This is a genomic window from Salmonella sp. 32100201201700099SM, from assembly GCF_017572645.1.
Lineage (GTDB): Bacteria > Pseudomonadota > Gammaproteobacteria > Enterobacterales > Enterobacteriaceae > Salmonella > Salmonella enterica.
Genome location: NZ_JAGERQ010000005.1, coordinates 243,736 through 268,670 on the forward strand (window position 1 = coordinate 243,736; position 24,935 = coordinate 268,670).

The window sequence follows — 24,935 nt, forward strand, 5'->3', positions numbered from 1 at the left end:
ATTGCATTTTTCATTTTTCAGACCGTAATCCCCTTGCGCCTTCCACGCCTTTGCGGCATTTTTTAGTCAAGCAAACACAAAAAGTACGACGCAACAGATTAACGGAGAAGGCTATGTGTTCTATTTTCGGCGTATTCGATATCAAAACAGATGCAGCGGAACTGCGTAAAAAAGCCCTTGAACTGTCACGCCTGATGCGCCATCGCGGCCCGGACTGGTCCGGCATCTATGCTTGCGATAACGCGATTCTCGCACATGAACGCTTGTCGATTGTTGATGTTAACGCCGGCGCCCAGCCCCTGTATAACGCCAGGAAAACCCACGTGCTGGCGGTGAACGGTGAAATTTATAACCATCAGACGTTACGCGCGGAGTATGGCGATCGTTACGCGTTCCAGACAGGCTCCGACTGCGAAGTTATCCTCGCGCTGTATCAGGAAAAAGGGCCGAATTTCCTTGACGATTTACAGGGGATGTTCGCCTTCGCCCTGTATGACAGCGAAAAAGACGCTTATCTGATTGGTCGTGACCATATCGGTATTATTCCGCTCTATATGGGCTATGACGAATTCGGCAACTTCTACGTAGCGTCAGAAATGAAAGCGCTGACCCCGGTCTGCCGCACCATTAAAGAGTTTCCGGCGGGCAGCTACCTGTGGAGCAAAGACGGCAAAATTCGTCAGTACTATCAGCGCGACTGGTTCGATTACGATGCGGTAAAAGATAACGTCACCGACAAAAACGCGCTGCGTCAGGCGCTGGAAGAATCCGTGAAAAGCCACCTGATGTCCGACGTGCCCTACGGCGTACTGCTCTCCGGCGGCCTGGACTCGTCGGTTATCTCGGCAATCACCAAAAAATTCGCCGCCCGTCGCGTCGAAGATCAGGAGCGCTCCGAAGCCTGGTGGCCACAGTTGCACTCTTTTGCGGTAGGTCTGGAAGGTTCGCCTGACCTGAAGGCGGCCCAGGAAGTGGCTAACCACCTCGGCACCGTGCATCATGAAATTCACTTCACCGTCCAGGAGGGTCTGGATGCGATTCGCGACGTGATTTACCACATTGAAACCTATGACGTAACCACTATCCGCGCCTCAACGCCAATGTATCTGATGTCACGTAAGATCAAAGCGATGGGCATCAAAATGGTGCTCTCCGGCGAAGGTTCCGATGAGGTGTTTGGCGGCTATCTGTACTTCCATAAAGCGCCGAACGCCAAAGAGTTACATGAAGAGACGGTACGTAAACTACAGGCGCTGCATATGTATGACTGCGCCCGCGCCAACAAAGCGATGTCCGCCTGGGGCGTGGAAGCGCGCGTACCGTTCCTGGATAAAAAATTCCTCGACGTGGCGATGCGTATCAACCCACAGGATAAAATGTGCGGCAACGGCAAGATGGAAAAACACGTGCTGCGCGAGTGCTTCGAGTCTTATCTGCCGGCAAGCGTCGCGTGGCGTCAGAAAGAGCAGTTCTCTGACGGCGTAGGCTACAGCTGGATCGATACGCTGAAAGAGGTGGCGGCGAAACAGATTTCCGATCAACAACTGGAAACCGCCCGCTTCCGCTTTCCATACAACACGCCGTCGTCTAAAGAGGCGTATCTGTACCGGGAAATTTTTGAAGAGCTGTTCCCGGTGCCAAGCGCGGCGGAGTGCGTACCCGGCGGCCCGTCCGTCGCCTGTTCTTCCGCCAAAGCCATTGAGTGGGATGAAGCATTCAAAACGATGGATGACCCGTCAGGCCGCGCGGTCGGCGTGCATCAGTCGGCGTACCAGTAAATTAACGATGACGAAAGAGCCCTTAGGGGCTCTTTTTTTATAGCAAACCACTTTCGGAAAAACGATTAATAACCAATAATTGCCGAATATTGCGCCACGCTGTTCGCAACCTAACCAAACAGACACTTTCCGACGTTTTTCGATGAAAAAGAGGTTGACGCTTCAAGGCTCAATACGCATAATGCGCCCCGCAACGCCGATAAGGTAACGCGAAAAAAGATGGCTACGTAGCTCAGTTGGTTAGAGCACATCACTCATAATGATGGGGTCACAGGTTCGAATCCCGTCGTAGCCACCATCTTTTTTTTGCGGGAGTGGCGAAATTGGTAGACGCACCAGATTTAGGTTCTGGCGCCGCAAGGTGTGCGAGTTCAAGTCTCGCCTCCCGCACCATTCACCGATAAGCGTTGTACGGATGGGGTATCGCCAAGCGGTAAGGCACCGGTTTTTGATACCGGCATTCCCTGGTTCGAATCCAGGTACCCCAGCCATATTTCTTCGAGTTTGCGGTTCACCGCGACGGTATTGGGGTATCGCCAAGCGGTAAGGCACCGGTTTTTGATACCGGCATTCCCTGGTTCGAATCCAGGTACCCCAGCCATCGAAGAAATCATCTGGCTACGTAGCTCAGTTGGTTAGAGCACATCACTCATAATGATGGGGTCACAGGTTCGAATCCCGTCGTAGCCACCATATTCAGAACACGTCGAGGTATTCGACCGGTTCGAAAATAATTTGTTGGGGTATCGCCAAGCGGTAAGGCACCGGATTCTGATTCCGGCATTCCGAGGTTCGAATCCTCGTACCCCAGCCAGTTTTAAAAACGCTCTGCTAATGAGCGCAAGAAGTACGACAATTGGGGTATCGCCAAGCGGTAAGGCACCGGATTCTGATTCCGGCATTCCGAGGTTCGAATCCTCGTACCCCAGCCACCTTTAAAAAGCTCGCTTCGGCGAGCTTTTTGCTTTTCTGGCAATTCGGACTGCCTGATGGCGCTACGCTTATCAGGCCTACGGGCGAATACAGGCCGGGTAAGGTATCCGCCACCCGGCATAACACAAACTACAACCCCAACGCATATTTCAGCGCCTGACGTTTTAGCACGCCTGCGCGCTGCGCCGCCATCAGCCCCATATTGCGTAAAATACGCAGCGGCGGCAGTTCATTGCTGAACCCGGCATAAAACAGATCCATTCCACTTTGCATCATAAAATTATCTGCCATGCGCCGCGTCTGATAGCGTTTCAACACCGAATGGCTGGCCCAGGACTCGCCATAGCTACGGGCACTCGCCAGCACATCAATCAACGCATCAACATCCCGATACCCCAGGTTGACGCCCTGCCCGGCCAGCGGATGAATGGTATGCGCCGCGTCGCCTACCAGCGCCAGCCCCTGTTGCGCATACTGCAACGCGTGACGACGGGTTAGCGGAAACGCGCCCGCCGCGACAGGCATCACCGCCCCCAGACGCGCCGGAAAGTGCTGGTTAATTTCCACCTGCAATTGCGTCATCGATAAACCCTGCAACTGGCGAATACGTGCCGGAGCGTCATACCACACCAGTGACGCCCAATCGTCGAACAGCGGCAAAAAGGCGCGCGGCCCCGTTGGCGTAAACTGCTGCCAGGTGCTGTCGCCTGGCGCATTTTCACACTTGACGGTGATAAGCATACACGACTGCGCATATTGCCAGGCATGAATGCCAATTCCCGCCATTTGCCGAACCTGCGAATTCGCACCGTCGGCGCCAATCACTAACTTCGGCGTTACCCATTCGCCGTCGGCCAGTTCCAGCGCATAACCATCGTGGCGGCGGTGCAATGCCGCCAGTGAAGCCGGAACGCGCAGCGTCACGCCGGGGTGCGCTTCCAGCGCCTGCCATAACGCCTGTTGCAGGACGTTGTTCTCCACCATATAGCCTAACAGCGGCAGCTTGAGTTCAGCGGCGTCGAACACCACATGGGCGTTTTCCCACTCCCAGGTCTCCAGTCGCCGATAAGGATGGCTACGCATCCCCTGCACCGCCTCCCACACGCCCAGCCCCTTGAGCAGCGCCACGGATGCCGCGCTAATGGCCGAAATCCGCACGTCAGGCTGGCTGTCAGCCGCAAACGGCGCAGGCGCGGCATGTTCTATTACCATCACCGTAAACCCTTGCTGCGCCAGACCCAGCGCCAGCGCGCCGCCGACCATTCCCCCGCCGATAATGGCAATTTCCGTTGGTTGATTTGTCATGGTCATTCATCCTGTTACGTTTTAAACAAGTTTACAGGATTTTTTACCCATTAGGGCTGACGTCAGTCATACTGGTCACAACCGCGCCAAAGCATTACACTATGCGCCCTGCTTTTCAGCCACTATTTCGCAAGAGCAAGTCGATGACTAAAAAACTCCATATTAAAACCTGGGGCTGTCAGATGAACGAGTACGATTCATCGAAGATGGCCGATCTGCTGGACGCCACCCACGGCTATCAACTGACCGACGTGGCGGAAGAGGCGGATGTGCTGCTGTTGAATACCTGCTCAATCCGCGAGAAGGCTCAGGAAAAAGTCTTCCATCAATTAGGTCGCTGGAGACTGTTAAAAGAGAAAAATCCCGATCTGATTATCGGCGTCGGCGGCTGCGTGGCTTCCCAGGAAGGCGAGCACATTCGTCAACGCGCCCATTACGTCGACATTATTTTTGGTCCGCAAACCTCACACCGCCTGCCGGAGATGATTAACTCCGTGCGTGGCGACCGCAGCCCGGTGGTCGATATCAGCTTCCCGGAAATCGAGAAGTTCGACCGTTTGCCGGAACCGCGCGCAGAAGGCCCGACCGCTTTCGTTTCTATCATGGAAGGCTGCAATAAATATTGTACTTACTGCGTGGTGCCGTATACCCGCGGTGAAGAAGTCAGCCGTCCCTCAGACGATATCCTGTTCGAAATCGCCCAGTTAGCGGCGCAGGGCGTGCGTGAGGTCAACCTGTTGGGCCAGAACGTTAACGCCTGGCGCGGAGAAAACTACGACGGCACCACTGGCACCTTTGCCGATCTGCTGCGTCTGGTTGCCGCCATCGACGGCATTGACCGTATTCGCTTTACCACCAGCCATCCGATTGAGTTCACCGACGATATTATCGAGGTGTACCGCGATACGCCGGAGCTGGTCAGTTTCCTGCATCTGCCGGTACAGAGCGGTTCCGATCGCGTGTTGAATCTGATGGGGCGCACCCACACTGCGCTGGAATATAAAGCAATCATCCGTAAACTGCGCGCGGCGCGGCCGGACATTCAGATAAGCTCTGACTTTATCGTCGGATTCCCTGGCGAAACTACCGATGATTTCGAAAAAACCATGAAGCTTATCGCTGACGTCAACTTTGATATGAGCTACAGCTTTATCTTCTCTGCGCGTCCGGGAACGCCGGCTGCCGATATGGTTGATGACGTACCGGAAGAAGAGAAAAAGCAGCGTCTGTATATTCTGCAAGAGCGTATCAATCAGCAGGCGATGGCATGGAGCCGCCGTATGCTCGGCACGACACAGCGCATTCTGGTGGAAGGCACGTCACGTAAAAACATTATGGAACTGTCTGGCCGTACCGAAAACAATCGGGTGGTGAACTTTGAAGGCACGCCGGAGATGATTGGTAAGTTTGTCGATGTGGAAATTACTGACGTCTATCCGAACTCCCTGCGCGGAAAAGTGGTGCGTACCGAAGATGAAATGGGGCTGCGCGTCGCCGAAACGCCGGAGTCCGTCATTGCCCGTACCCGTAAAGAAAATGAGCTGGGCGTAGGATTCTACCAGCCTTAATCCTGCAGGAAAGGCAATAATACCCGATGGCGCTACGCCTGTCGGGCTTCCTGGTCATGGCCTGTCGCCCGACGGGCCTTGCAATTTTCTCTCTTCATCCCCATCTTCATTGCAATGCTTGCGCCTTTTCCCTATGGCGTGAATAATTTCCTTAGATGCCGGTAAATGTTCAGCGTCCGGCGATACAGACACAAGAGGAACAGTTTGAATATAGACACTCGCGAAATTACCCTTGAGCCTGCAGACAACGCCCGTCTGTTGAGCCTTTGCGGGCCGTTTGATGACAATATTAAACAGCTCGAACGTCGTCTCGGTATTGAAATCAACCGCCGTGACAATCACTTTAAACTGACCGGTCGTCCGATTTGCGTGACCGCGGCGACAGATATTTTGCGAAGTCTGTATGTCGATACCGCACCGATGCGCGGCCAGACTCAGGATATCGAACCGGAACAAATTCATCTGGCGATCAAAGAAGCGCGGGTGCTGGAACAGAGCGCGGAAAGCGTGCCTGACTATGGCAAAGCTATTAATATCAAAACCAAGCGCGGCGTGATTAAACCGCGTACCCCGAACCAGGCGCAGTACATCGCCAATATTCTCGATCATGATATTACCTTTGGCGTCGGCCCGGCGGGTACCGGTAAAACGTATCTTGCGGTCGCCGCTGCGGTAGACGCCCTGGAGCGCCAGGAGATTCGCCGTATTCTGCTGACCCGTCCGGCGGTGGAAGCGGGCGAAAAACTCGGCTTTTTGCCAGGCGATTTAAGTCAGAAGGTGGACCCGTACCTGCGTCCGCTGTATGACGCGCTGTTCGAAATGCTCGGCTTTGAAAAAGTCGAGAAGCTGATTGAGCGCAATGTGATTGAAGTCGCGCCGCTGGCCTATATGCGCGGACGCACATTAAACGACGCCTTTATCATTCTGGATGAAAGCCAGAACACCACTATCGAACAGATGAAGATGTTCCTGACGCGTATCGGCTTTAACTCAAAAGCGGTGATCACCGGCGACGTGACGCAGATTGACCTGCCACGCAACACCAAATCCGGCTTGCGTCATGCCATTGAAGTGCTGGCGGAAGTCGATGAAATCAGCTTTAACTTCTTCCACAGCGAAGACGTGGTGCGCCATCCGGTCGTTGCCCGCATTGTTAACGCCTATGAAGCCTGGGAAGAGGCCGAACAAAAACGCAAAGCGGCGTTGGCGGCAGAGCGTAAGCGTGAAGCCCAGGAGCAGGAACAGAAATGAGCCAGGTGATCCTCGATTTACAGTTGGCCTGTGAAAACCACGCGGGCCTGCCGGATGAAGCTCAGTTTCAACGCTGGCTGGACGGCGTTATTCCGCAGTTTCAGGAAGAGGCGGAAGTCACAATCCGTCTGGTGGATGAGGCCGAAAGCCACGACCTTAATTTGACGTACCGCGGGAAAGATAAACCCACTAATGTTCTCTCCTTCCCGTTTGAAGCGCCCCCCGGCATTGAAATGCCGCTACTGGGCGATCTGATTATTTGCCGTCAGGTCGTGGAGCAGGAAGCGCAGGAACAGAGCAAGCCGCTGGAGGCGCACTGGGCGCACATGGTCGTGCACGGTAGCCTGCATTTGCTGGGTTACGATCATATCGACGATGACGAAGCGGAAGAGATGGAGTCTCTCGAAACGGAGATTATGCTTGCTATGGGCTATGAGGATCCGTACATTGCCGAGAAGATTACAGAATAGTAGCTTGCCGGATGGCGGCGCTCGCGCCTTATTCGGCCTACATTCATGCCTTTTGTAGGCCTGATAAGCGTAGCGCCATCAGGCAAAACATGCCGTCACAGCTGAGTATACGCATGACGAGCTTTGTATTAACTAACATGAGAACCCATACGACGCCATGAGCGACGACAATTCACACAGTAGTGACACAGTAAACAGTAAAAAGGGATTTTTTTCCCTGCTACTCAGCCAGCTTTTCCACGGTGAACCTAAAAACCGTGATGAGTTGCTGGCGCTGATCCGTGATTCCGGGCAGAACGAGCTTATCGATGAAGATACGCGCGATATGCTCGAAGGCGTAATGGACATCGCCGACCAGCGCGTTCGCGATATTATGATCCCGCGCTCCCAGATGATTACCCTAAAACGCAACCAGACGCTGGACGAATGTCTCGATGTTATCATTGAGTCCGCCCACTCGCGTTTTCCGGTGATCAGCGAAGATAAAGATCACATTGAAGGGATTCTGATGGCCAAAGATTTGCTGCCGTTTATGCGCAGCGATGCCGAAGCCTTCAGCATGGACAAAGTGTTACGCACCGCGGTTGTCGTACCGGAAAGCAAACGGGTTGACCGTATGCTCAAGGAATTCCGCTCCCAGCGCTACCATATGGCCATCGTTATCGATGAGTTTGGCGGCGTTTCCGGCCTTGTGACTATCGAAGACATCCTCGAACTGATTGTCGGTGAAATTGAAGATGAGTATGACGAAGAAGACGATATCGACTTCCGTCAGCTTAGCCGCCATACCTGGACGATTCGCGCGCTGGCGTCGATTGAAGACTTCAATGACGCTTTCGGCACCCACTTCAGCGATGAAGAAGTCGATACCATCGGCGGGCTGGTGATGCAGGCGTTCGGCCATTTACCGGCCCGCGGCGAAACCATTGACATTGATGGTTACCAGTTCAAAGTGGCGATGGCCGATAGTCGTCGTATTATTCAGGTGCATGTCAGGATCCCGGATGACTCGCCCCAGCCAAAACTGGACGAATAACAGCAATAGTGGACTAAAAATGGCATTTGCCTCGTTAATTGAACGCCAGCGTATTCGCCTGCTGCTGGCGTTATTATTCGGCGCCTGCGGAACGCTGGCTTTCTCTCCGTATGACGTCTGGCCCGCAGCGATAGTGTCGCTTATCGGGCTGCAGGCCTTAACGTTTAATCGCCGCCCGCTCCAGTCTGCCGCCATCGGCTATTGCTGGGGACTCGGACTTTTCGGTAGCGGGATTAACTGGGTTTATGTCAGTATCGCGCAGTTTGGCGGCATGCCGGGCCCGGTTAACGTTTTTCTGGTGGTGCTGCTTGCAGCTTATCTCTCGCTGTATACCGGACTGTTTGCCGGGATTTTGTCGCGCCTGTGGCCAAAAACCAACTGGCTGCGCGTCGCTATCGCCGCGCCTGCAGTATGGCAAATCACCGAATTTTTACGCGGCTGGGTGCTGACCGGCTTCCCCTGGCTGCAATTTGGCTATAGTCAGGTCGACGGCCCGCTAAAAGGACTGGCGCCGGTAATGGGCGTCGAAGCGATCAACTTCCTGCTGATGATGGTCAGTGGCCTGTTAGCGCTGGCACTGGCGACGCGGAACTGGCGTCCGCTGGCTGTCGCCGTGATTCTGTTTGCTTTGCCCTTTCCGCTACGTTATATCCAGTGGTTTACGCTGGAACCGGCCAAAGCGACCCAGCTATCGCTGGTGCAGGGCGATATTCCGCAGTCGCTGAAGTGGGACGAAAACCAGCTACTGAATACGCTAAAAATTTATCTCAACGAAACCCGCCCAGAGTTAGGCAAATCACAGATTATTATCTGGCCTGAGTCGGCGATTCCGGATCTCGAAATCAATCAGCAGCCCTTCCTTCGTTCGCTGGACGAGATGTTACGCGAAAAAAATAGCACGCTGATCACCGGTATTGTCGATGCGCGTCTCAATAAACAGAATCGATACGACACCTACAATACGATTATTACGTTGGGCAAGGATAATCCATACAGTTATGACTCGCCCAATCGCTACAATAAAAATCACCTTGTACCCTTTGGCGAGTTCGTTCCGCTGGAGTCTATCCTGCGTCCGCTGGCGCCGTTCTTCGATCTGCCCATGTCCTCCTTTAGCCGCGGCCCTTATATCCAGCCGCAGTTACATGCGCACGACTATAAGCTGACGGCGGCAATCTGTTATGAAATTATTCTTGGCGAACAGGTGCGGGATAACTTCCGCCCGGACACCGACTATCTGCTGACGATTTCTAACGACGCCTGGTTTGGTAAGTCCATTGGCCCGTGGCAACATTTCCAGATGGCGCGGATGCGTTCGCTGGAGCTGGCGCGTCCGTTGCTGCGCAGTACTAACAACGGTATTACGGCGGTGATTGGCCCGCAGGGCGAAATTCAGGCGATGATCCCGCAGTTCACACGCCAGGTACTGACCACCAATGTCACGCCAACCACGGGGTTAACTCCCTATGCTCGTACCGGCAACTGGCCGCTATGGGTACTGACCGCGCTGTTTGCTTTTGGCGCGGTAGTGATGAGCCTGCGACAACGACGGAAATAATCTCTCCCCAGGCCGGATAGCACTTCATTTATCCGGCCTGAAAATCCTCCTTTTTTCCCCATTCTGGCACGTCTATTGCTTTGTTAAACATGGCAAACCTGTTCTGGCTGCTTGTGCAACCGGGTCGCACCAAAAACGATCATCGGTAGCACCTGAACGGTGCAATGTAGGATTTTTGCCTCTGAACGGTGCGGCGCACTTCGCAAAAATAAACAATATCGCAGCAAAATATTTACAACAAGCCACACTAAATGTTAACAAACACACATAACACTGCACGCGCAAGTTGCAGGCAATAACAACATCACAATAGCTATCAATGCGTCGACGGCGCAGATGATAAAGGAGTTGGATATGCAATTACGTAAGCTAACCACAGCAATGCTGGTCATGGGACTGTCTGCGGGCCTTGCGCACGCAGAAGATGGCGCGCCTGCCGCTGGTAGCACCCTGGACAAGATCGCTAAAAATGGCGTGATCGTCGTCGGGCATCGCGAATCTTCTGTGCCCTTTTCTTATTACGACAACCAGCAGAAAGTGGTCGGCTATTCCCAGGACTACTCCAACGCCATTGTGGAAGCGGTAAAAAAGAAACTTAACAAGCCCGATCTGCAGGTGAAGCTGATCCCGATCACCTCGCAAAACCGTATTCCGCTGTTGCAAAACGGAACCTTCGATTTTGAATGTGGTTCAACGACTAACAACCTTGAGCGCCAGAAACAGGCCGCCTTCTCCGATACGATTTTCGTCGTCGGGACGCGACTGCTGACTAAAAAAGGCGGCGATATTAAAGATTTCCCGGATCTGAAAGGCAAAGCGGTCGTCGTCACCTCCGGGACGACCTCTGAAATTCTGCTGCATAAGCTTAACGAAGAGCAAAAGATGGGGATGCGTATTATTAGCGCGAAAGACCACGGTGACTCGTTCCGCACCCTGGAAAGCGGTCGCGCCGTCGCCTTTATGATGGATGACGCGCTGCTGGCCGGCGAGCGCGCCAAAGCCAAGAAACCGGATAACTGGGAGATTGTCGGCAAACCGCAGTCCCAGGAAGCCTACGGCTGTATGCTGCGTAAAAACGACCCTGAGTTTAAAAAGCTGATGGACGATACCATCGCTCAGGCGCAAACCTCCGGCGAAGCGGAAAAGTGGTTTGATAAGTGGTTTAAAAATCCGATCCCACCGAAAAACCTGAACATGAATTTCGAGTTGTCTGACGAGATGAAAGCCCTGTTCAAAGCACCGAATGATAAAGCGCTTAACTAACTAAAACTAAATGGGACGGGACTCCTGTCCTCTCGATTGTCGCTCAGCACGGACAGACTATAAGCCTGATGGTCGTTCCCCATCGGGCCTGAAACCGCAGATCGCCGGGCAACAATCTTCGAGGGTAGCGCTGCTACCCTTTTTTTTCGGAGTAGATGTATGTCAATAGACTGGAACTGGGGTATTTTTTTACAGGAAGCCCCCTTCGGCAATACCACCTATCTCGGCTGGCTATGGAGTGGTTTTCAGGTCACCGTAGCCCTTTCGATTACCGCCTAGATTATCGCTTTCCTGGTAGGATCTATTTTCGGCATTTTACGTACCGTTCCCAACCGTTTCCTCTCCGGACTGGGCACATTGTACGTAGAACTGTTCCGCAACGTGCCGCTGATCGTGCAATTCTTCACCTGGTACCTGGTGGTGCCTGAACTGTTGCCGGAAGATCTTGGCATGTGGTTTAAGGCGGAACTCGATCCCAATATTCAGTTTTTCCTCTCCTCAATGATCTGTCTGGGACTGTTTACCGCCGCCCGCGTTTGCGAACAGGTGCGCGCCGCGATTCAGTCTCTGCCTCGCGGGCAGAAGAACGCGGCGCTGGCGATGGGGCTAACGCTGCCGCAGGCTTATCGCTATGTCCTGCTGCCGAATGCCTATCGCGTTATCGTGCCGCCAATGACGTCAGAGATGATGAACCTGGTGAAAAACTCGGCCATTGCCTCAACCATCGGCCTGGTGGATATGGCGGCGCAGGCAGGCAAACTGTTGGATTACTCGGCGCACGCCTGGGAATCCTTCACCGCCATTACGCTGGCCTATGTGCTGATTAACGCCGTTATCATGCTGGTCATGAGCCTGGTTGAACGCAAAGTCCGCCTGCCGGGCAACGTGGGGAGCAAATAATGTACGAATTTGACTGGAGTTCGATTATCCCCTCACTGCCTTACCTGCTGGCCGGGTTGGTCATCACGCTGAAGATCACCGTCACCGCCGTTATCGTGGGGATAGTCTGGGGAACCATTCTGGCCGTCATGCGCCTCTCAAGCTTTGCCCCTATCGCCTGGTTTGCTAAAGCGTATGTTAACGTTTTCCGTTCCATCCCGTTGGTGATGGTCTTGCTGTGGTTCTATCTGATTGTACCCGGCTTTCTGCAAAACGTGCTGGGACTATCGCCGAAAACCGATATCCGCCTGATCTCCGCGATGGTGGCATTCTCCATGTTTGAAGCGGCCTACTATTCCGAGATTATTCGCGCCGGTATTCAAAGTATTTCCCGCGGGCAGTCCAGCGCCGCGCTGGCGCTGGGGATGACCCACTGGCAGTCGATGAAGCTCATTATTCTGCCGCAGGCGTTTCGGGCGATGGTGCCGCTGTTGCTTACGCAGGGCATCGTGCTATTTCAGGACACCTCTTTAGTTTATGTACTCAGCCTGGCGGACTTCTTCCGCACCGCATCGACTATCGGCGAGCGTGACGGTACTCAGGTCGAAATGATTCTGTTCGCCGGCGCCGTTTATTTTGTTATCAGCCTGAGCGCGTCGTTGCTGGTCAGCTATTTGAAGAAAAGGACAGTTTAATGATTACCCTGAAAAATGTTTCAAAATGGTATGGTCACTTTCAGGTGCTGACCGATTGTTCAACAGAAGTGAAAAAAGGTGAGGTGGTGGTAGTCTGCGGGCCATCGGGTTCCGGTAAATCCACGCTGATTAAGACCGTCAATGGTCTGGAGCCGGTGCAAAAAGGCGAAATTACCGTTAACGGCATTATTGTGAACGACAAAAAAACCGATCTGGCGAAACTGCGTTCCCGCGTGGGCATGGTATTCCAGCACTTCGAGCTGTTTCCCCACCTGTCGATCATCGAAAACCTGACGCTGGCGCAGGTGAAAGTGCTGAAACGCGATAAGGCCGCCGCCCGCGATAAAGGCCTGAAGCTGCTGGAGCGCGTTGGCCTGTCTGCGCATGCCAACAAGTTCCCGGCGCAGCTTTCCGGCGGTCAGCAGCAGCGCGTGGCGATCGCCCGCGCGCTATGTATGGACCCCATTGCCATGTTATTCGATGAACCGACTTCCGCGCTCGATCCGGAAATGATCAACGAGGTACTGGACGTGATGGTCGAGCTGGCGAACGAAGGGATGACCATGATGGTGGTGACGCACGAAATGGGCTTTGCCCGTAAAGTGGCTAACCGGGTGATCTTTATGGATGAAGGTAAAATCGTCGAAGATTCGCCAAAAGAGGAGTTCTTCGCTAACCCCAGTTCCGATCGCGCAAAAGACTTCCTTGCGAAAATCCTGCACTAATCTTCCCGGCGCGCACGTCAGAGTGCGCGCTATCTCACGCTTTACCGCTTCGCTTCTCGAAACATATCCAGCCGGGCGTTAACCTTGTCACAAAGTACCGCTTACAAGGAGCCACAATGGCACTGCCCATTATTATTGATTGCGATCCGGGTCATGATGACGCGATCGCCCTCGTTCTCGCCCTCGCCTCCCCTGAACTGGAAGTGAAAGCGATCACCTCTTCCGCCGGCAACCAGACGCCGGAGAAGACCCTGCGCAACGTGCTGCGGATGCTGACACTGCTCAAACGCCCGGATATTCCGGTGGCGGGCGGCGCGGTGAAACCTCTCATGCGCGAACTGATTATCGCCGATAACGTTCACGGCGAAAGCGGCCTCGACGGCCCGGCGCTGCCCGAACCGTCATTCGCCCCGCAAAGCGGCACTGCCGTTGAGCTGATGGCAAAAACACTGCGTGAGAGCTCACAGCCAGTCACCATCGTCTCCACTGGCCCACAGACCAACGTGGCGCTGCTGCTGAATAGCCATCCGGAACTGCACGCGAAAATTGCGCGTATTGTGATCATGGGCGGCGCAATGGGATTGGGGAACTGGACGCCCGCTGCGGAATTTAATATTTACGTCGACCCGGAAGCGGCAGAAATTGTCTTCCAGTCAGGTATTCCGGTGGTGATGGCCGGGCTGAACGTCACCCATAAGGCGCAGATTCACGCCGCCGATATCGAACGCTTTCGCGCCATTGGCAACCCGATTTCCACCATCGTCGCCGAACTGCTGGACTTCTTTATGGAGTACCACAAAGACGAAAAATGGGGATTTGTCGGCGCGCCGCTGCACGACCCGTGCACCATCGCCTGGCTGCTGAAACCCGAGATTTTCACCACCGTTGAGCGTTGGGTTGGCGTGGAAACCCAGGGGAAATACACCCAGGGGATGACGGTGGTGGATTATTATTTCCTGACGGGGAATAAGCCGAATGCGACGGTGATGGTCGATGTAGACCGCCAGGGATTTGTCGATTTGCTGGCGGAACGGCTGCAATACTACGCATAAAGCGCAAAGTAGAATCCAGGGATGAACAGCGATGTTTTGGCGTAACAATAGACCTGAAATCAGCCTGCTACAGCACGATGTAGCCCATATAACGTTTTCAGTACGTAACGGAAAAGCATTGCTTCGTCCCTGCGTTATCCACGATCCCGACTCTGACGCCGGTATTCATACGCTTTCCTGGCATGGCTCGCCGCTGATTCGTTTTTACACTGAAGCCTGGTGCCCAACCTGCGCAGAATTTGTTTATGCTGGTTTTAGCAATGATGATGAAGGCGCCACGCAGTTTTTATCCTCACTTGCCGAGTGGAATCAGACAGGAGTCGGGTTGAACGAAGCATTTACCGCCCTGACGCCGCTGTTTTCACTCTTTGCCGATGGTTATTACCGGCTGGAAGAACGCGAACTTTATCCCACAGATGGCAATGGACATTTTTTCTGGGCGGTGAGTAACGAAAAACAACCGAATCCCGCGACCACAGGGCAGTGGATTGCTGACGTGGACTATCACTACCAGTCCGGCGAACCCTGTTTTTTACTGCCAGGCCAGCCCCCATCGCGATTTAACCCACAACGCGCCGAGTAGTTATGCGGCGAGACGCGACAGCAATGCCTGCAATTTTATGACGGCGAGCGCCTGGAGGAAGCCCAGTTTCAGCGCCGCATCCCCCTGAAAATACAGTACGAAAAACTACCGCCATCCCTTTGGGAGGATTACTTTACTCGCCATGACAGAAGTTATACTCGCGTCAACTGGTTCCCAAAAGCACAGCCCACGGGCAAATGGAACGTCGACGAAGAGATCCGCAAACTGGAAGCCCAACTGCACGCTTAACATGGCGGACGGCAACCGTCCGCTCACGATAATGAACCTTACGGCTCAAACGGCCTGCGCTGGAACTGATCGTGCCCACACTTCGGGCAGAGCGGCAGCACATCCGGCGTGTAAACCGCCAGATGATAGTGGCATTTCTCGCACACCAGATACCCCAACCCCACCACTTCGCCACTGTGATACACGCCGTGGTGATTCAAATCCTGGAAGACTTCACGCCATTCCAACTGGGTTTTGTCGGTAATATCCGCCAGTTCCTGCCAGAGACTCTCTTTAATCACCCGCAAGAAGACGCTATCTTCCTGGCTCTCTTCGTAGCTCATGGCGAACTCTTCCAGATCGCGTCTGACAGCGCGCGTCAGTTCGTCCACCTCGGTTCGCGTTAACTCCCCTGTTTGCATCACGCGCTGGCGCGCCTGCTCCACCAGCGCATCAATGTCGCGCTCGCCATTGCGTAAACGCTCGCTTAATGAGGCCACCAGTTCACGGTAATATTGAGCAACCTTGTTCATCACTTCACCTCTTGGATCGTTAACTGTCTATAATAATAGACGTTATTTGCGTTACGCTTTGCAAGGCTGCCCACAGAGTCTGTAAATTCTTGTCAGGCCGACTCACGTATCCAGCGCGTCAGCGAGGTACGATCGACATTTAATCGTTTCGCCACTAACGATTTATTATCCCTTTCCGCCTCTAATAATTTTCTCAAAATACGCAGGCGAATCGTTTTATAATCGCCAGCCAGCATCTGGCAGTCGTGGCAGGTAGTTGGCTCGCGTCGGCTCCCCTCTTCCAGATCGTCCAGCAAGAGGCGACCCTCATCCAGCGTTGCCGGGGAGTGATCAATAGAGAGCACCAGCCGTTCGATAATATTGCTTAACTGCCTGACGTTTCCGGGCCAGGCGAAGCGCTGAAGCTCTTGCCACAGCGCCGGGGTTAACGTTAGTGCCGGGCGTTTATAATGCTGGCTGAAACTAGTAAGCAGCGACAGGCCGATGGCTTTGATATCCTCCGGACGTTTGCGTAGCGGGATGGTGGTCACTTTTAATACGTTAAGCCGATAGTAAAGATCTTCGCGAAATGTCCCGTCCGCAATGAGCTTCGTTAACGTCTGATTGGTCGCCGCAATCACGCGAATATCAACAGGTATCATCTGGTCCGAGCCCAGCCGCATAATCTGCCGCTCCTGCAATACCCGTAATAAGCGCGTCTGTAGCGGTTTATCCAGTTCGCTAATCTCATCCAGAAAAATGGTACCGTGGTGCGCTAATTCAAACAGGCCTATTTTGCCTTTCGGCGACGCGCCGGTAAATGCGCCAGCGACATAGCCAAAGAGTTCGCTCTCCAGAATCTGAGGGGCCATCGCGCCGCAGTTAATGGCGACAAACGGGCCGTTGACGCGTTGGCTGGCATTATGAATACTTTGCGCCAGCACCTCTTTTCCCGTCCCGCTTTCGCCATTAATTAAGATAGTCGCGTCCGTACCGGCATAATTTTTAATGATCGCCAGACGACGCAGCATTTCCGGGTTTTCGGTAAGCAGATCGTCGAAATGATAGCGGGCGCTCAAGCCACGGCGAGACAGTTCCTGGCGGCGAACATGATGTTCCACCCCCTGTAAACTGGAGACGGTTTGCATCGTCAACACTACCCGGCTTAACTGTCTGGCCGCAAATACCGGATACAGATTAACCACCATCGCGCCTTGCGGCGTATCGACGACTTTCGCGCTGACAGTTTTTCCCTCGCGTAATGTATGCCGCTCCTGGTGCAATACCTGTTTCAGGAAAGATGCGTCATAAATTTCACCGGAGGCGTTAATTTTAAAAAGTTGGCTCGCATATTTATTATAATGCAGTAACGCGCCGGTATCATCAAGCGTGATAACAGCTTTATCAAACTGATCGAGAATCAGCTGCAGATGATGACGCTCGAGTAATTGGCTGCGAAAAGCCAGATATAATGAGCTGGCTTCTTCCAGAGCTTCGGTTATTGAGGCTGGGCTGGAATCAAGTAAACGGAATTGCGAGCCCAGCGGTGAAAAATAATCCTGACAAACGGTATCGCCAACAATGCAATCTAATGGCGTGGACGCTAATTGCCGCTTCAGGCAAGAAATCGTTTCTTTATCATTTCCCTGTAAGGTAAAAATTTTATAGTTAATATTTAACTGTTCCGCTACGCGCGCGCATCCTTTGATCACACTGGAAAAGCCGACAATACCGACAGTGCCTTTTTGTCCTTTAAAAGGGATAAGCGCATCAAGAATGTCGTAGCCGGACATTTTAATTTCGACTACCGGTAATTTACTGTGCTTTTTTAATATTTCCGCACAGCCGCCACGACTAATCAGTACCTGGTGCCCACGGGACTCTAATAAAGGTAGCTCATCCAGGATACGATTAAGCGTCGTTTGATGAATAGTGACGGCGTAATCCAACTGCGCGACCAGCGCCTCGGCAGCCTTTGCCAGTTGCGGATAAGGAGAGACAAAACAGAGAGGAGATGCGGCTATATCTTTCGTCTTATTCATCACTCACCATCCTGTTGGTTTATGAACGGGCGAAACCGCCCGTCGTGATTTATTTTCCGCCGAAACGCTAACCGCCTGCGGCGGCTGAGTTCAGTTTACGATCGTAGCGTTTTTTTATCCATACGGTCAGGAAGGGGGCGCACAGAGCGGTAATAATCGTCGAGGCCGCCACCTGCGCCGCCGCCGTCGACGCCAGGTCGGTAAAATGCGGATCGAGCAGCGCGATTGCCGCTGGCGTCGCGACGGCGTTGCCAGAGGTGGTGGATACCGCCGCGCCTGCCACGCCGCTGCCACCCGTCAGACGATCGGCGAAAATATTAAAAAATCCGCCAATCGCCACCGTCATGAGTCCCAGTAAAATGCCTGAAGAGCCTGCCGTGATAAGTCGTGCGAAATCAATACCGTATCCTAACCCAAAGGCAAAAAAAGGAATCGTTACCACGCTGCCCTGTTTAAGAAACTTGCGCATGTCCTCATCCAGATTACCCAAAATCATGCCAATGATAATGGGAATAATAACCGCCACCAGATTCATAAAGGGTATCGACACCATGCCTGCCGACCCTAACGCCAGCATGGTGAAAAAGGGACCATCGTTCAACGATATTACCGCAATCGCGCCGCCGTCGGTTTCATCGCCGTACTCCCCCACCAACGCGGCATATAACCCACTGTTTGAGTTGGTCATCGCCGAAATAATCGCTAAAGCCGACAGACCTAATAACCCATCCGGGCCGCAAAATTTTCCGACCAGAATGCCAATAATCACGCCGCTGGCAAATTTCGCAAAGGTGATAGCAGCGCCTTTTTTCAGCGCTTTCGGCGCGGCTTTAAACTGGATATCCGCGCCCATACAGACTAAAAACATGCCTAAAATCGCCATTGCGCCATGCGAAATAGAGGTGACAAAACCGCCTATTTCCAGCGCCTCCGGCGCAAAGGTTTTAAACAATGCGCCGATGATCAGCGGTACAACCATCATACCACCAGGAAAACGTTCCAGTGTTTTTTTAATTTTCATAGCTTATTCCCAGGAGATAACCGGACAGCTTGTGCTGCCCGATTTGGTATCAGAACGTCGGCGCGATCTTATAAATAGAGAATTCGTTATGACCTAAATCTTCTGATTTAGTCGTTTTCCCATTCGCGACGCGTAAAATTTCCTGATAAATTTCCTCGCCCATTTGCGTAATAGAAGCCTCGCCAGACATAATGGCGGACACATCAATATCAATATTGTCCTGCATCATTTCCCACGTTGCTTTATTACCCGTAATTTTTATTACCGGCGCTATTGGGTTACCGGCAGGCGTTCCGCGACCGGTAGTAAAAATAACGATCTGCGCTCCACCCGCCACCATGCCGGAAATAGATTCAATATCCTGCCCCGGGGTATCCATAATCCACAGGCCAGGATGCGTTGGGCTATCGGCATATTCCAGTACGCCCTGTAGCGGCGCATGACCTGCTTTATGCATACAGCCTAACGATTTTTCTTCAATGGTAGTCAGCCCGCCTTTAATATTGCCCGGCGTCGGCTGTCCCCCGCGAATATCCTCGCCCAGCGCTTTTGCTCGCGCCTCGCAGCCGACCACTAAATCAATGAGCTGTTGACCAACCTCCGGCGTCACCGCGCGTTTCGCCATCACATGCTCGGCGCCAATAAATTCCGTCGTTTCAGAAAGAATTGAGTTTCCGCCGCAGCGTATCAGCTTATCCGAGGCGACCCCGCAGGAAGGGTTAGACGCCAGCCCCGATGTCGTATCTGACCCGCCGCACTCCATCGCCAGCAGCAGCTCGCTAACCGGTGCTTGCTGCGGTTTTTGCATGGAGAGTTGTTGCGCATAGTCGCGGGCCAGCGAAATCCCCCTGGCCTGACATTTAAGCGTGCCGCCCTCTTCCTGAATGGTAATGCAGGAAGTCGGTTTGCCAAATGCGGTAATCTCTTCTGCGATGCGCAGCGGCTCCGAGCCTTCACAGCCTAAGCCCACAACCACAATAGCGCCGACGTTGGGATTATTCGCCACATTAATCAATGTCTTTTCCGTCAGACGCGCATCGCCTGCCACCTGGCAGCAGCCAAAATCGTTATTCACCCATGTCGCGCCTTTTACCTGCCGGGCAATATCCTGGGCAACTTTATTCGCACAAACGCTGGTAGGTAAAATCAGTACATAATTACGGATGCCAAAACGGCCGTCAGGGCGGCGGAAACCCAAAAAAGTCTCATTGCTCATAATCATTTTCCCTTGTTTTATATTATTTCCAGTCACCACGTCCGCGTTCGCTTTCCACATTGTGGACGTGCACATAGTCGCCACTTTTTATTTCCTGAGTGGCGCGGCCAATGGATTCGCCATATTTATAAACTTCGCCATGAAAAGGCACATCGCAGATGGCGAATTTGTGGCCAAATGGCACATCCTGATGTAACACAACGCTTATCTCGCGTTCGCCAATGAACATTGTGGCGGTTTCGCCGGCCTTGAGCGCCGTAATAGCCGTCGCGACGCAATCCTGAGGGTGAATCACCACTGCATTTTTTTTCACGATTAACTCCTTTGCTTTAGTCCTGTCTTCCCTAATCAAAAGGCGTGCCATTTTTTAACTACATGGTTTATATGACTTTATTTTTACAGGCCAATCTGGCGGTGACAGGAACTGCGGTAATTTGCCTCAGTCGTGTCGCATTTTGCGTCACCTCCTCATGAACACCTGGCGCGACAAATGTTCTACCCCCTGTTTTGACGTGCGTGTTTGGGCTATGCTATGCGGATCTAAACACCACCTCTAAAGCTACATTTGTAGCTGTATCGAAAACAGGACTACTGGCTGCCATGCAAGAGCAATACCGCCCGGAAGAGATAGAATCCAAAGTACAGCTTCACTGGGATGAGAAGCGCACATTTGAAGTGACCGAAGACGAGAGCAAAGAGAAGTATTACTGCCTGTCGATGCTTCCCTATCCTTCTGGCCGACTACACATGGGCCACGTACGTAACTACACCATCGGCGACGTGGTTGCCCGCTACCAGCGTATGCTGGGCAAAAACGTGCTGCAGCCAATCGGCTGGGACGCCTTCGGCCTGCCGGCGGAAGGCGCGGCGGTGAAGAACAACACCGCGCCGGCGCCGTGGACGTACGACAACATCGCGTACATGAAAAACCAGCTCAAAACGCTGGGTTTTGGCTATGACTGGAGCCGTGAAATCGCGACCTGCACCCCGGAATACTACCGTTGGGAACAGAAATTCTTCACCGAGCTGTATAAAAAAGGCCTGGTGTACAAGAAGACTTCTGCCGTTAACTGGTGCCCGAACGATCAGACCGTTCTTGCCAACGAACAGGTGATCGACGGCTGCTGCTGGCGCTGCGACACCAAAGTTGAGCGTAAAGAGATCCCACAGTGGTTTATCAAAATCACCGCTTACGCAGACGAGCTGTTGCGCGATCTGGATAAGCTGGACCACTGGCCTGATACCGTAAAAACGATGCAGCGCAACTGGATTGGCCGCTCTGAAGGCGTGGAAATCACCTTCGATGTGAAGGGTTACGATAACACCCTGATCGTCTATACCACCCGTCCGGATACCTTTATGGGAGCCACTTACCTGGCGGTGGCCGCCGGTCATCCGCTGGCGCAAAAAGCGGCGGCGAATAACGCCGAGCTGGCGGCGTTCGTCGACGAATGCCGTAACACCAAAGTGGCCGAAGCCGAAATGGCGACCATGGAGAAAAAAGGCGTCGACACCGGCTATAAAGCGATTCATCCGTTAACTGGCGAAGAGATCCCGGTCTGGGCGGCAAACTTTGTCCTGATGGAGTACGGCACTGGCGCGGTGATGGCCGTTCCGGGTCACGATCAGCGCGACTACGAATTTGCCTCCAAATATGGTTTGACCATCAAGCCGGTAATTCTGGCCGCTGACGGTTCCGAGCCGGATCTTTCCGAACAGGCGCTGACCGAAAAAGGCGTGCTGTTTAACTCCGGCGAGTTCGACGGTCTGGCCTTTGAAGCGGCGTTTAACGCCATTGCCGATAAACTGGCGGAAAAAGGCGTCGGCGAACGTAAAGTGAACTATCGTCTGCGTGACTGGGGCGTTTCCCGTCAGCGTTACTGGGGCGCGCCGATCCCGATGATCACCCAGGAAGACGGCACCGTGCTGCCGACGCCGGAAGATCAACTGCCGGTTATTTTGCCGGAAGACGTCGTCATGGACGGCATCACCAGCCCGATCAAGGCCGATCCTGAGTGGGCGAAAACCACCGTTAACGGTATGCCGGCGCTGCGTGAAACCGACACCTTCGACACCTTTATGGAATCGTCATGGTACTACGCGCGTTACACCTGCCCGCAGTATCAGGAAGGAATGCTGGATTCGAAAGCGGCAAACTACTGGCTGCCAGTCGACATCTACATCGGCGGTATTGAACATGCCATCATGCACCTGCTCTACTTCCGCTTCTTCCATAAGCTGATGCGCGATGCGGGCATGGTCACCTCTGACGAGCCGGCTAAACAGTTGCTGTGCCAGGGCATGGTACTGGCGGATGCGTTCTATTATGTCGGCGAGAACGGCGAGCGTAACTGGGTTTCGCCAGTTGACGCTATCGTCGAGCGCGATGAAAAAGGCCGCATCGTCAAAGCAAAAGACGCAGCGGGTCATGAGCTGGTCTACACTGGCATGAGTAAAATGTCCAAGTCGAAAAATAACGGTATCGACCCGCAGGTAATGGTTGAACGTTATGGCGCGGATACGGTACGCCTGTTTATGATGTTCGCTTCTCCGGCGGATATGACTCTGGAATGGCAGGAGTCCGGCGTAGAAGGCGCAAACCGCTTTATTAAACGCGTCTGGAAGCTGGTTTACGAACACACCGCTAAAGGTCCTGTCGCGGCGCTGAACGTCGATGCGCTGAGCGAAGATCAAAAAGCGCTGCGTCGCGATGTGCATAAAACCATTGCCAAAGTGACCGATGATATCGGCCGCCGTCAGACGTTCAACACCGCCATTGCGGCGATCATGGAGTTGATGAACAAACTGGCGAAAGCCCCGCAGGAAGGCGAACAAGACCGCGCACTGCTTCAGGAAGCGCTGCAGGCCGTCGTGCGTATGCTTAACCCGTTCACCCCGCACGTCTGCTTTACCTTGTGGCAGGAACTGGGCGGCGAAGGCGATATCGACAACGCGCCGTGGCCGGTTGCCGACGAGCAGGCAATGGTGGAAAACACCACGCTGGTTGTCGTGCAGGTTAACGGTAAAGTTCGCGGTAAGATCACCGTTGCGGTGGATGCCACCGAAGAACAGGTGCGTGAACGTGCAGGCCAGGAACATCTGGTGGCAAAATATCTTGATGGCGTTACCGTGCGTAAAGTGATTTACGTTCCGGGTAAACTCCTCAATCTGGTTGTTGGCTAAGCGCGGGAGGAAGCGTGCGATATCTGGTAACACTGTTGTTATCTCTGGCGGTGCTGGTCACCGCCGGATGCGGCTGGCATCTGCGTAGCACTACGCAGGTTCCGGCTTCAATGAAAACGATGATCCTCGATTCCGGCGATCCGAACGGTCCGCTAAGTCGTGCGGTACGTAATCAGTTACGGCTGAATAACGTAAACCTGCTTGATAAAGACACAACGCGCAAAGACGTTCCGTCTCTGCGGCTTGGAACGGTGACTATTTCGCAGGATACGGCGTCAGTGTTCCAGGATGGCCAGACGGCGGAATATCAGATGGTAATGACCGTCAATGCCTCGGTATTGATTCCGGGCCATGACATCTATCCTATCAGCACGAAAGTGTACCGTTCGTTCTTCGATAACCCGCAGATGGCGTTGGCGAAGGATAACGAGCAGGCCATGATCGTTCAGGAGATGTACGACAAAGCCGCTGAACAGCTGATTCGTAAGCTGACCAGCGTCCGCGCGGCGGATATTCAGGCGACGAAAGAGGAGGCTACCGCCGACAATGAGACGGCGGCGCCCGCCTCTACGCCAGCACGCGTCTCCACTACGCTGAGTAACTAATGATCAGGTTGTATCCTGAACAACTCCGCGCGCAGCTCAACGAAGGGCTGCGTGCGGCATATCTGCTATTGGGCAACGATCCGCTGCTGCTGCAGGAAAGTCAGGACGCTATTCGTCTGGCGGCTGCGTCGCAAGGCTTCGAAGAGCACCACGCTTTTACTCTCGATCCCAGTACCGACTGGGGATCGCTTTTCTCACTCTGCCAGGCGATGAGTCTGTTCGCCAGTCGTCAAACGCTGGTGCTGCAACTGCCGGAAAACGGGCCTAACGCGGCAATGAATGAGCAACTCGCCACGCTGAGCGAGCTGCTGCATGACGACCTGTTATTAATAGTACGTGGAAACAAGCTCACCAAAGCGCAGGAAAACGCCGCCTGGTATACCGCGCTGGCAGACCGTAGCGTTCAGGTCAGTTGTCAGACGCCGGAGCAGGCGCAGCTTCCCCGCTGGGTGGCCACCAGAGCGAAAGCACAGAATTTGCAACTGGATGACGCCGCGAACCAACTGCTGTGCTATTGCTATGAGGGCAATCTGTTGGCGCTGGCGCAGGCGCTGGAACGACTGTCGCTGCTTTGGCCTGACGGTAAGTTAACGCTTCCTCGCGTGGAGCAGGCCGTCAATGACGCCGCCCACTTTACCCCTTTCCACTGGGTGGATGCGTTACTGATGGGGAAAAGCAAACGCGCGCTGCATATTCTGCAACAGCTACGCCTTGAAGGCAGCGAACCGGTTATTCTGCTGCGGACCCTCCAGCGAGAGCTGCTGCTACTGGTAAATCTCAAACGTCAGTCCGCGCATACGCCGTTACGCGCGCTGTTTGATAAACACCGGGTCTGGCAAAACCGTCGCCCCATGATCGGCGACGCGTTGCAGCGTCTCCATCCTGCGCAGCTTCGCCAGGCCGTGCAGTTACTGACGCGTACAGAAATTACGCTCAAACAGGATTATGGTCAGTCGGTATGGGCAGATCTTGAAGGGCTGTCGCTCCTGCTCTGCCATAAGGCGCTGGCAGACGTATTTATTGATGGGTGAT

Annotated in this window: 19 protein-coding genes, 7 tRNA genes and 2 pseudogenes; 22 read left to right on the forward strand and 6 right to left on the reverse strand. The window is 53.6% G+C overall.

All coding sequences use genetic code 11. The annotated features are described in order from the left end of the window. Positions 1-113 precede the first annotated feature (113 nt). The 8 genes from asnB to J4685_RS10520 all read left to right on the forward strand — a co-directional run bounded on the left by asnB (position 114) and on the right by J4685_RS10520 (position 2,710). Positions 114-1,778 carry an asparagine synthase B gene (gene asnB, locus J4685_RS10485; RefSeq protein ID WP_000337044.1) on the forward strand — a complete coding sequence of 555 codons (1,665 nt, stop codon included), beginning with the start codon at positions 114-116 and terminating at the stop codon, positions 1,776-1,778. 221 nt (positions 1,779-1,999) lie between these two features. Next, positions 2,000-2,076 (forward strand) — tRNA-Met (locus tag J4685_RS10490). Positions 2,077-2,086: 10 nt separating this feature from the next. Continuing rightward, positions 2,087-2,171 (forward strand) — tRNA-Leu (locus J4685_RS10495). A 23-nt stretch (positions 2,172-2,194) separates the two neighbouring features. Next, positions 2,195-2,269 (forward strand) — tRNA-Gln (locus J4685_RS10500). A 35-nt stretch (positions 2,270-2,304) separates the two neighbouring features. Beyond that, positions 2,305-2,379: transfer RNA gene (locus tag J4685_RS10505), tRNA-Gln, on the forward strand. A 15-nt stretch (positions 2,380-2,394) separates the two neighbouring features. Further along, a tRNA-Met gene (locus J4685_RS10510) sits at positions 2,395-2,471 on the forward strand. A 46-nt stretch (positions 2,472-2,517) separates the two neighbouring features. Further along, a tRNA-Gln gene (locus J4685_RS10515) sits at positions 2,518-2,592 on the forward strand. 43 nt (positions 2,593-2,635) lie between these two features. Continuing rightward, positions 2,636-2,710, forward strand: a tRNA-Gln gene (locus J4685_RS10520). A 130-nt stretch (positions 2,711-2,840) separates the two neighbouring features. Here the strand turns inward: J4685_RS10520 and ubiF are convergent. Further along, on the reverse strand, positions 2,841-4,016 hold the full coding sequence (gene ubiF / locus J4685_RS10525; protein WP_000184533.1) for a 3-demethoxyubiquinol 3-hydroxylase: 1,176 nt from the start codon (positions 4,014-4,016) through the stop codon (positions 2,841-2,843). Between the two features lie 143 nt (positions 4,017-4,159). Between ubiF and miaB the strand changes: the two genes are divergently transcribed. From miaB to J4685_RS10580, 11 genes and pseudogenes are all read left to right on the forward strand, one after another. Beyond that, positions 4,160-5,584: a tRNA (N6-isopentenyl adenosine(37)-C2)-methylthiotransferase MiaB gene (gene miaB, locus J4685_RS10530; protein ID WP_016505467.1), complete on the forward strand. Its 1,425-nt coding sequence runs from the start codon at positions 4,160-4,162 to the stop codon at positions 5,582-5,584. A 204-nt stretch (positions 5,585-5,788) separates the two neighbouring features. Beyond that, positions 5,789-6,835, forward strand: a complete 1,047-nt coding sequence (locus J4685_RS10535) for a PhoH family protein (protein WP_001018045.1) — start codon at positions 5,789-5,791, stop codon at positions 6,833-6,835. Further along, positions 6,832-7,305, forward strand: a complete 474-nt coding sequence (gene ybeY / locus J4685_RS10540; protein WP_000084478.1) for an rRNA maturation RNase YbeY — start codon at positions 6,832-6,834, stop codon at positions 7,303-7,305. The genes J4685_RS10535 and ybeY overlap by 4 nt, the downstream gene beginning before the upstream one ends. A 157-nt stretch (positions 7,306-7,462) precedes the next feature. Beyond that, complete coding sequence (gene corC, locus J4685_RS10545) at positions 7,463-8,341, forward strand: CNNM family magnesium/cobalt transport protein CorC (RefSeq protein ID WP_001278615.1); 879 nt, start codon at positions 7,463-7,465, stop codon at positions 8,339-8,341. Positions 8,342-8,360: 19 nt separating this feature from the next. After that, positions 8,361-9,899 (forward strand): apolipoprotein N-acyltransferase, encoded by a 1,539-nt coding sequence (gene lnt, locus J4685_RS10550; protein WP_011233101.1) that lies wholly within the window; start codon positions 8,361-8,363, stop codon positions 9,897-9,899. 354 nt (positions 9,900-10,253) lie between these two features. After that, on the forward strand, positions 10,254-11,162 hold the full coding sequence (locus tag J4685_RS10555) for an amino acid ABC transporter substrate-binding protein (RefSeq protein WP_001518176.1): 909 nt from the start codon (positions 10,254-10,256) through the stop codon (positions 11,160-11,162). A gap of 159 nt (positions 11,163-11,321) precedes the next feature. Continuing rightward, positions 11,322-12,062 (forward strand): annotated as a pseudogene (gene gltJ / locus J4685_RS10560) (glutamate/aspartate ABC transporter permease GltJ). Further along, positions 12,062-12,736, forward strand: coding sequence for a glutamate/aspartate ABC transporter permease GltK (gene gltK, locus J4685_RS10565; RefSeq protein ID WP_000272794.1), 675 nt, complete (start codon positions 12,062-12,064; stop codon positions 12,734-12,736). Before gltJ ends, gltK begins: the two are co-directional and overlap by 1 nt. Further along, positions 12,736-13,461: a glutamate/aspartate ABC transporter ATP-binding protein GltL gene (gene gltL / locus J4685_RS10570; protein ID WP_000631369.1), complete on the forward strand. Its 726-nt coding sequence runs from the start codon at positions 12,736-12,738 to the stop codon at positions 13,459-13,461. The genes gltK and gltL overlap by 1 nt, the downstream gene beginning before the upstream one ends. A gap of 116 nt (positions 13,462-13,577) precedes the next feature. Further along, positions 13,578-14,513, forward strand: a complete 936-nt coding sequence (gene rihA / locus J4685_RS10575; RefSeq protein ID WP_001207427.1) for a pyrimidine-specific ribonucleoside hydrolase RihA — start codon at positions 13,578-13,580, stop codon at positions 14,511-14,513. Between the two features lie 31 nt (positions 14,514-14,544). After that, a pseudogene (locus J4685_RS10580) lies at positions 14,545-15,267 on the forward strand (hypothetical protein); the annotation flags it as partial. A 116-nt stretch (positions 15,268-15,383) separates the two neighbouring features. Here J4685_RS10580 and J4685_RS10585 read toward each other — a convergent pair. From J4685_RS10585 to J4685_RS10605, 5 genes are all read right to left on the reverse strand, one after another. Then, a complete protein-coding gene (locus J4685_RS10585; RefSeq protein WP_001044887.1) occupies positions 15,384-15,857 on the reverse strand; it encodes a zinc ribbon-containing protein in 474 nt (157 codons plus the stop codon). Positions 15,858-15,949: 92 nt separating this feature from the next. After that, positions 15,950-17,878, reverse strand: coding sequence for a sigma 54-interacting transcriptional regulator (locus tag J4685_RS10590; protein WP_001044191.1), 1,929 nt, complete (start codon positions 17,876-17,878; stop codon positions 15,950-15,952). A 67-nt stretch (positions 17,879-17,945) separates the two neighbouring features. After that, positions 17,946-18,899, reverse strand: a complete 954-nt coding sequence (locus J4685_RS10595; RefSeq protein WP_000694478.1) for a 2-keto-3-deoxygluconate permease — start codon at positions 18,897-18,899, stop codon at positions 17,946-17,948. A gap of 49 nt (positions 18,900-18,948) precedes the next feature. Next, positions 18,949-20,121 carry a UxaA family hydrolase gene (locus J4685_RS10600; RefSeq protein WP_011233102.1) on the reverse strand — a complete coding sequence of 391 codons (1,173 nt, stop codon included), beginning with the start codon at positions 20,119-20,121 and terminating at the stop codon, positions 18,949-18,951. A gap of 16 nt (positions 20,122-20,137) precedes the next feature. Beyond that, complete coding sequence (locus tag J4685_RS10605; protein ID WP_001574029.1) at positions 20,138-20,479, reverse strand: UxaA family hydrolase; 342 nt, start codon at positions 20,477-20,479, stop codon at positions 20,138-20,140. Positions 20,480-20,715: 236 nt separating this feature from the next. Here J4685_RS10605 and leuS point away from each other — a divergent pair, with 236 nt between their 5' ends. The 3 genes from leuS to holA are packed head-to-tail and all read left to right on the forward strand — an operon-like array spanning position 20,716 to position 24,934. Beyond that, entirely contained in the window at positions 20,716-23,298 is a 2,583-nt protein-coding gene (gene leuS / locus J4685_RS10610) for a leucine--tRNA ligase (protein WP_001157911.1), read from the forward strand. Between the two features lie 14 nt (positions 23,299-23,312). Beyond that, entirely contained in the window at positions 23,313-23,903 is a 591-nt protein-coding gene (gene lptE, locus J4685_RS10615) for an LPS assembly lipoprotein LptE (RefSeq protein WP_001269950.1), read from the forward strand. After that, on the forward strand, positions 23,903-24,934 hold the full coding sequence (holA, locus tag J4685_RS10620) for a DNA polymerase III subunit delta (protein ID WP_000620497.1): 1,032 nt from the start codon (positions 23,903-23,905) through the stop codon (positions 24,932-24,934). The genes lptE and holA overlap by 1 nt, the downstream gene beginning before the upstream one ends. Position 24,935: the final 1 nt, after the last annotated feature.

What these genes read in the sequence shown, in the direction of transcription:
- asnB (WP_000337044.1), top strand. Translation starts at nt 114, where the DNA reads ATGTGTTCTATTTTCGGCGTATTCGATATCAAAACAGATGCAGCGGAA.
- ubiF (WP_000184533.1), bottom strand. Translation starts at nt 4,016, where the DNA reads ATGACAAATCAACCAACGGAAATTGCCATTATCGGCGGGGGAATGGTC.
- miaB (WP_016505467.1), top strand. Translation starts at nt 4,160, where the DNA reads ATGACTAAAAAACTCCATATTAAAACCTGGGGCTGTCAGATGAACGAG.
- ybeY (WP_000084478.1), top strand. Translation starts at nt 6,832, where the DNA reads ATGAGCCAGGTGATCCTCGATTTACAGTTGGCCTGTGAAAACCACGCG.
- corC (WP_001278615.1), top strand. Translation starts at nt 7,463, where the DNA reads ATGAGCGACGACAATTCACACAGTAGTGACACAGTAAACAGTAAAAAG.
- lnt (WP_011233101.1), top strand. Translation starts at nt 8,361, where the DNA reads ATGGCATTTGCCTCGTTAATTGAACGCCAGCGTATTCGCCTGCTGCTG.
- J4685_RS10555 (WP_001518176.1), top strand. Translation starts at nt 10,254, where the DNA reads ATGCAATTACGTAAGCTAACCACAGCAATGCTGGTCATGGGACTGTCT.
- gltK (WP_000272794.1), top strand. Translation starts at nt 12,062, where the DNA reads ATGTACGAATTTGACTGGAGTTCGATTATCCCCTCACTGCCTTACCTG.
- gltL (WP_000631369.1), top strand. Translation starts at nt 12,736, where the DNA reads ATGATTACCCTGAAAAATGTTTCAAAATGGTATGGTCACTTTCAGGTG.
- rihA (WP_001207427.1), top strand. Translation starts at nt 13,578, where the DNA reads ATGGCACTGCCCATTATTATTGATTGCGATCCGGGTCATGATGACGCG.
- J4685_RS10585 (WP_001044887.1), bottom strand. Translation starts at nt 15,857, where the DNA reads ATGAACAAGGTTGCTCAATATTACCGTGAACTGGTGGCCTCATTAAGC.
- J4685_RS10590 (WP_001044191.1), bottom strand. Translation starts at nt 17,878, where the DNA reads ATGAATAAGACGAAAGATATAGCCGCATCTCCTCTCTGTTTTGTCTCT.
- J4685_RS10595 (WP_000694478.1), bottom strand. Translation starts at nt 18,899, where the DNA reads ATGAAAATTAAAAAAACACTGGAACGTTTTCCTGGTGGTATGATGGTT.
- J4685_RS10600 (WP_011233102.1), bottom strand. Translation starts at nt 20,121, where the DNA reads ATGATTATGAGCAATGAGACTTTTTTGGGTTTCCGCCGCCCTGACGGC.
- J4685_RS10605 (WP_001574029.1), bottom strand. Translation starts at nt 20,479, where the DNA reads ATGGCACGCCTTTTGATTAGGGAAGACAGGACTAAAGCAAAGGAGTTA.
- leuS (WP_001157911.1), top strand. Translation starts at nt 20,716, where the DNA reads ATGCAAGAGCAATACCGCCCGGAAGAGATAGAATCCAAAGTACAGCTT.
- holA (WP_000620497.1), top strand. Translation starts at nt 23,903, where the DNA reads ATGATCAGGTTGTATCCTGAACAACTCCGCGCGCAGCTCAACGAAGGG.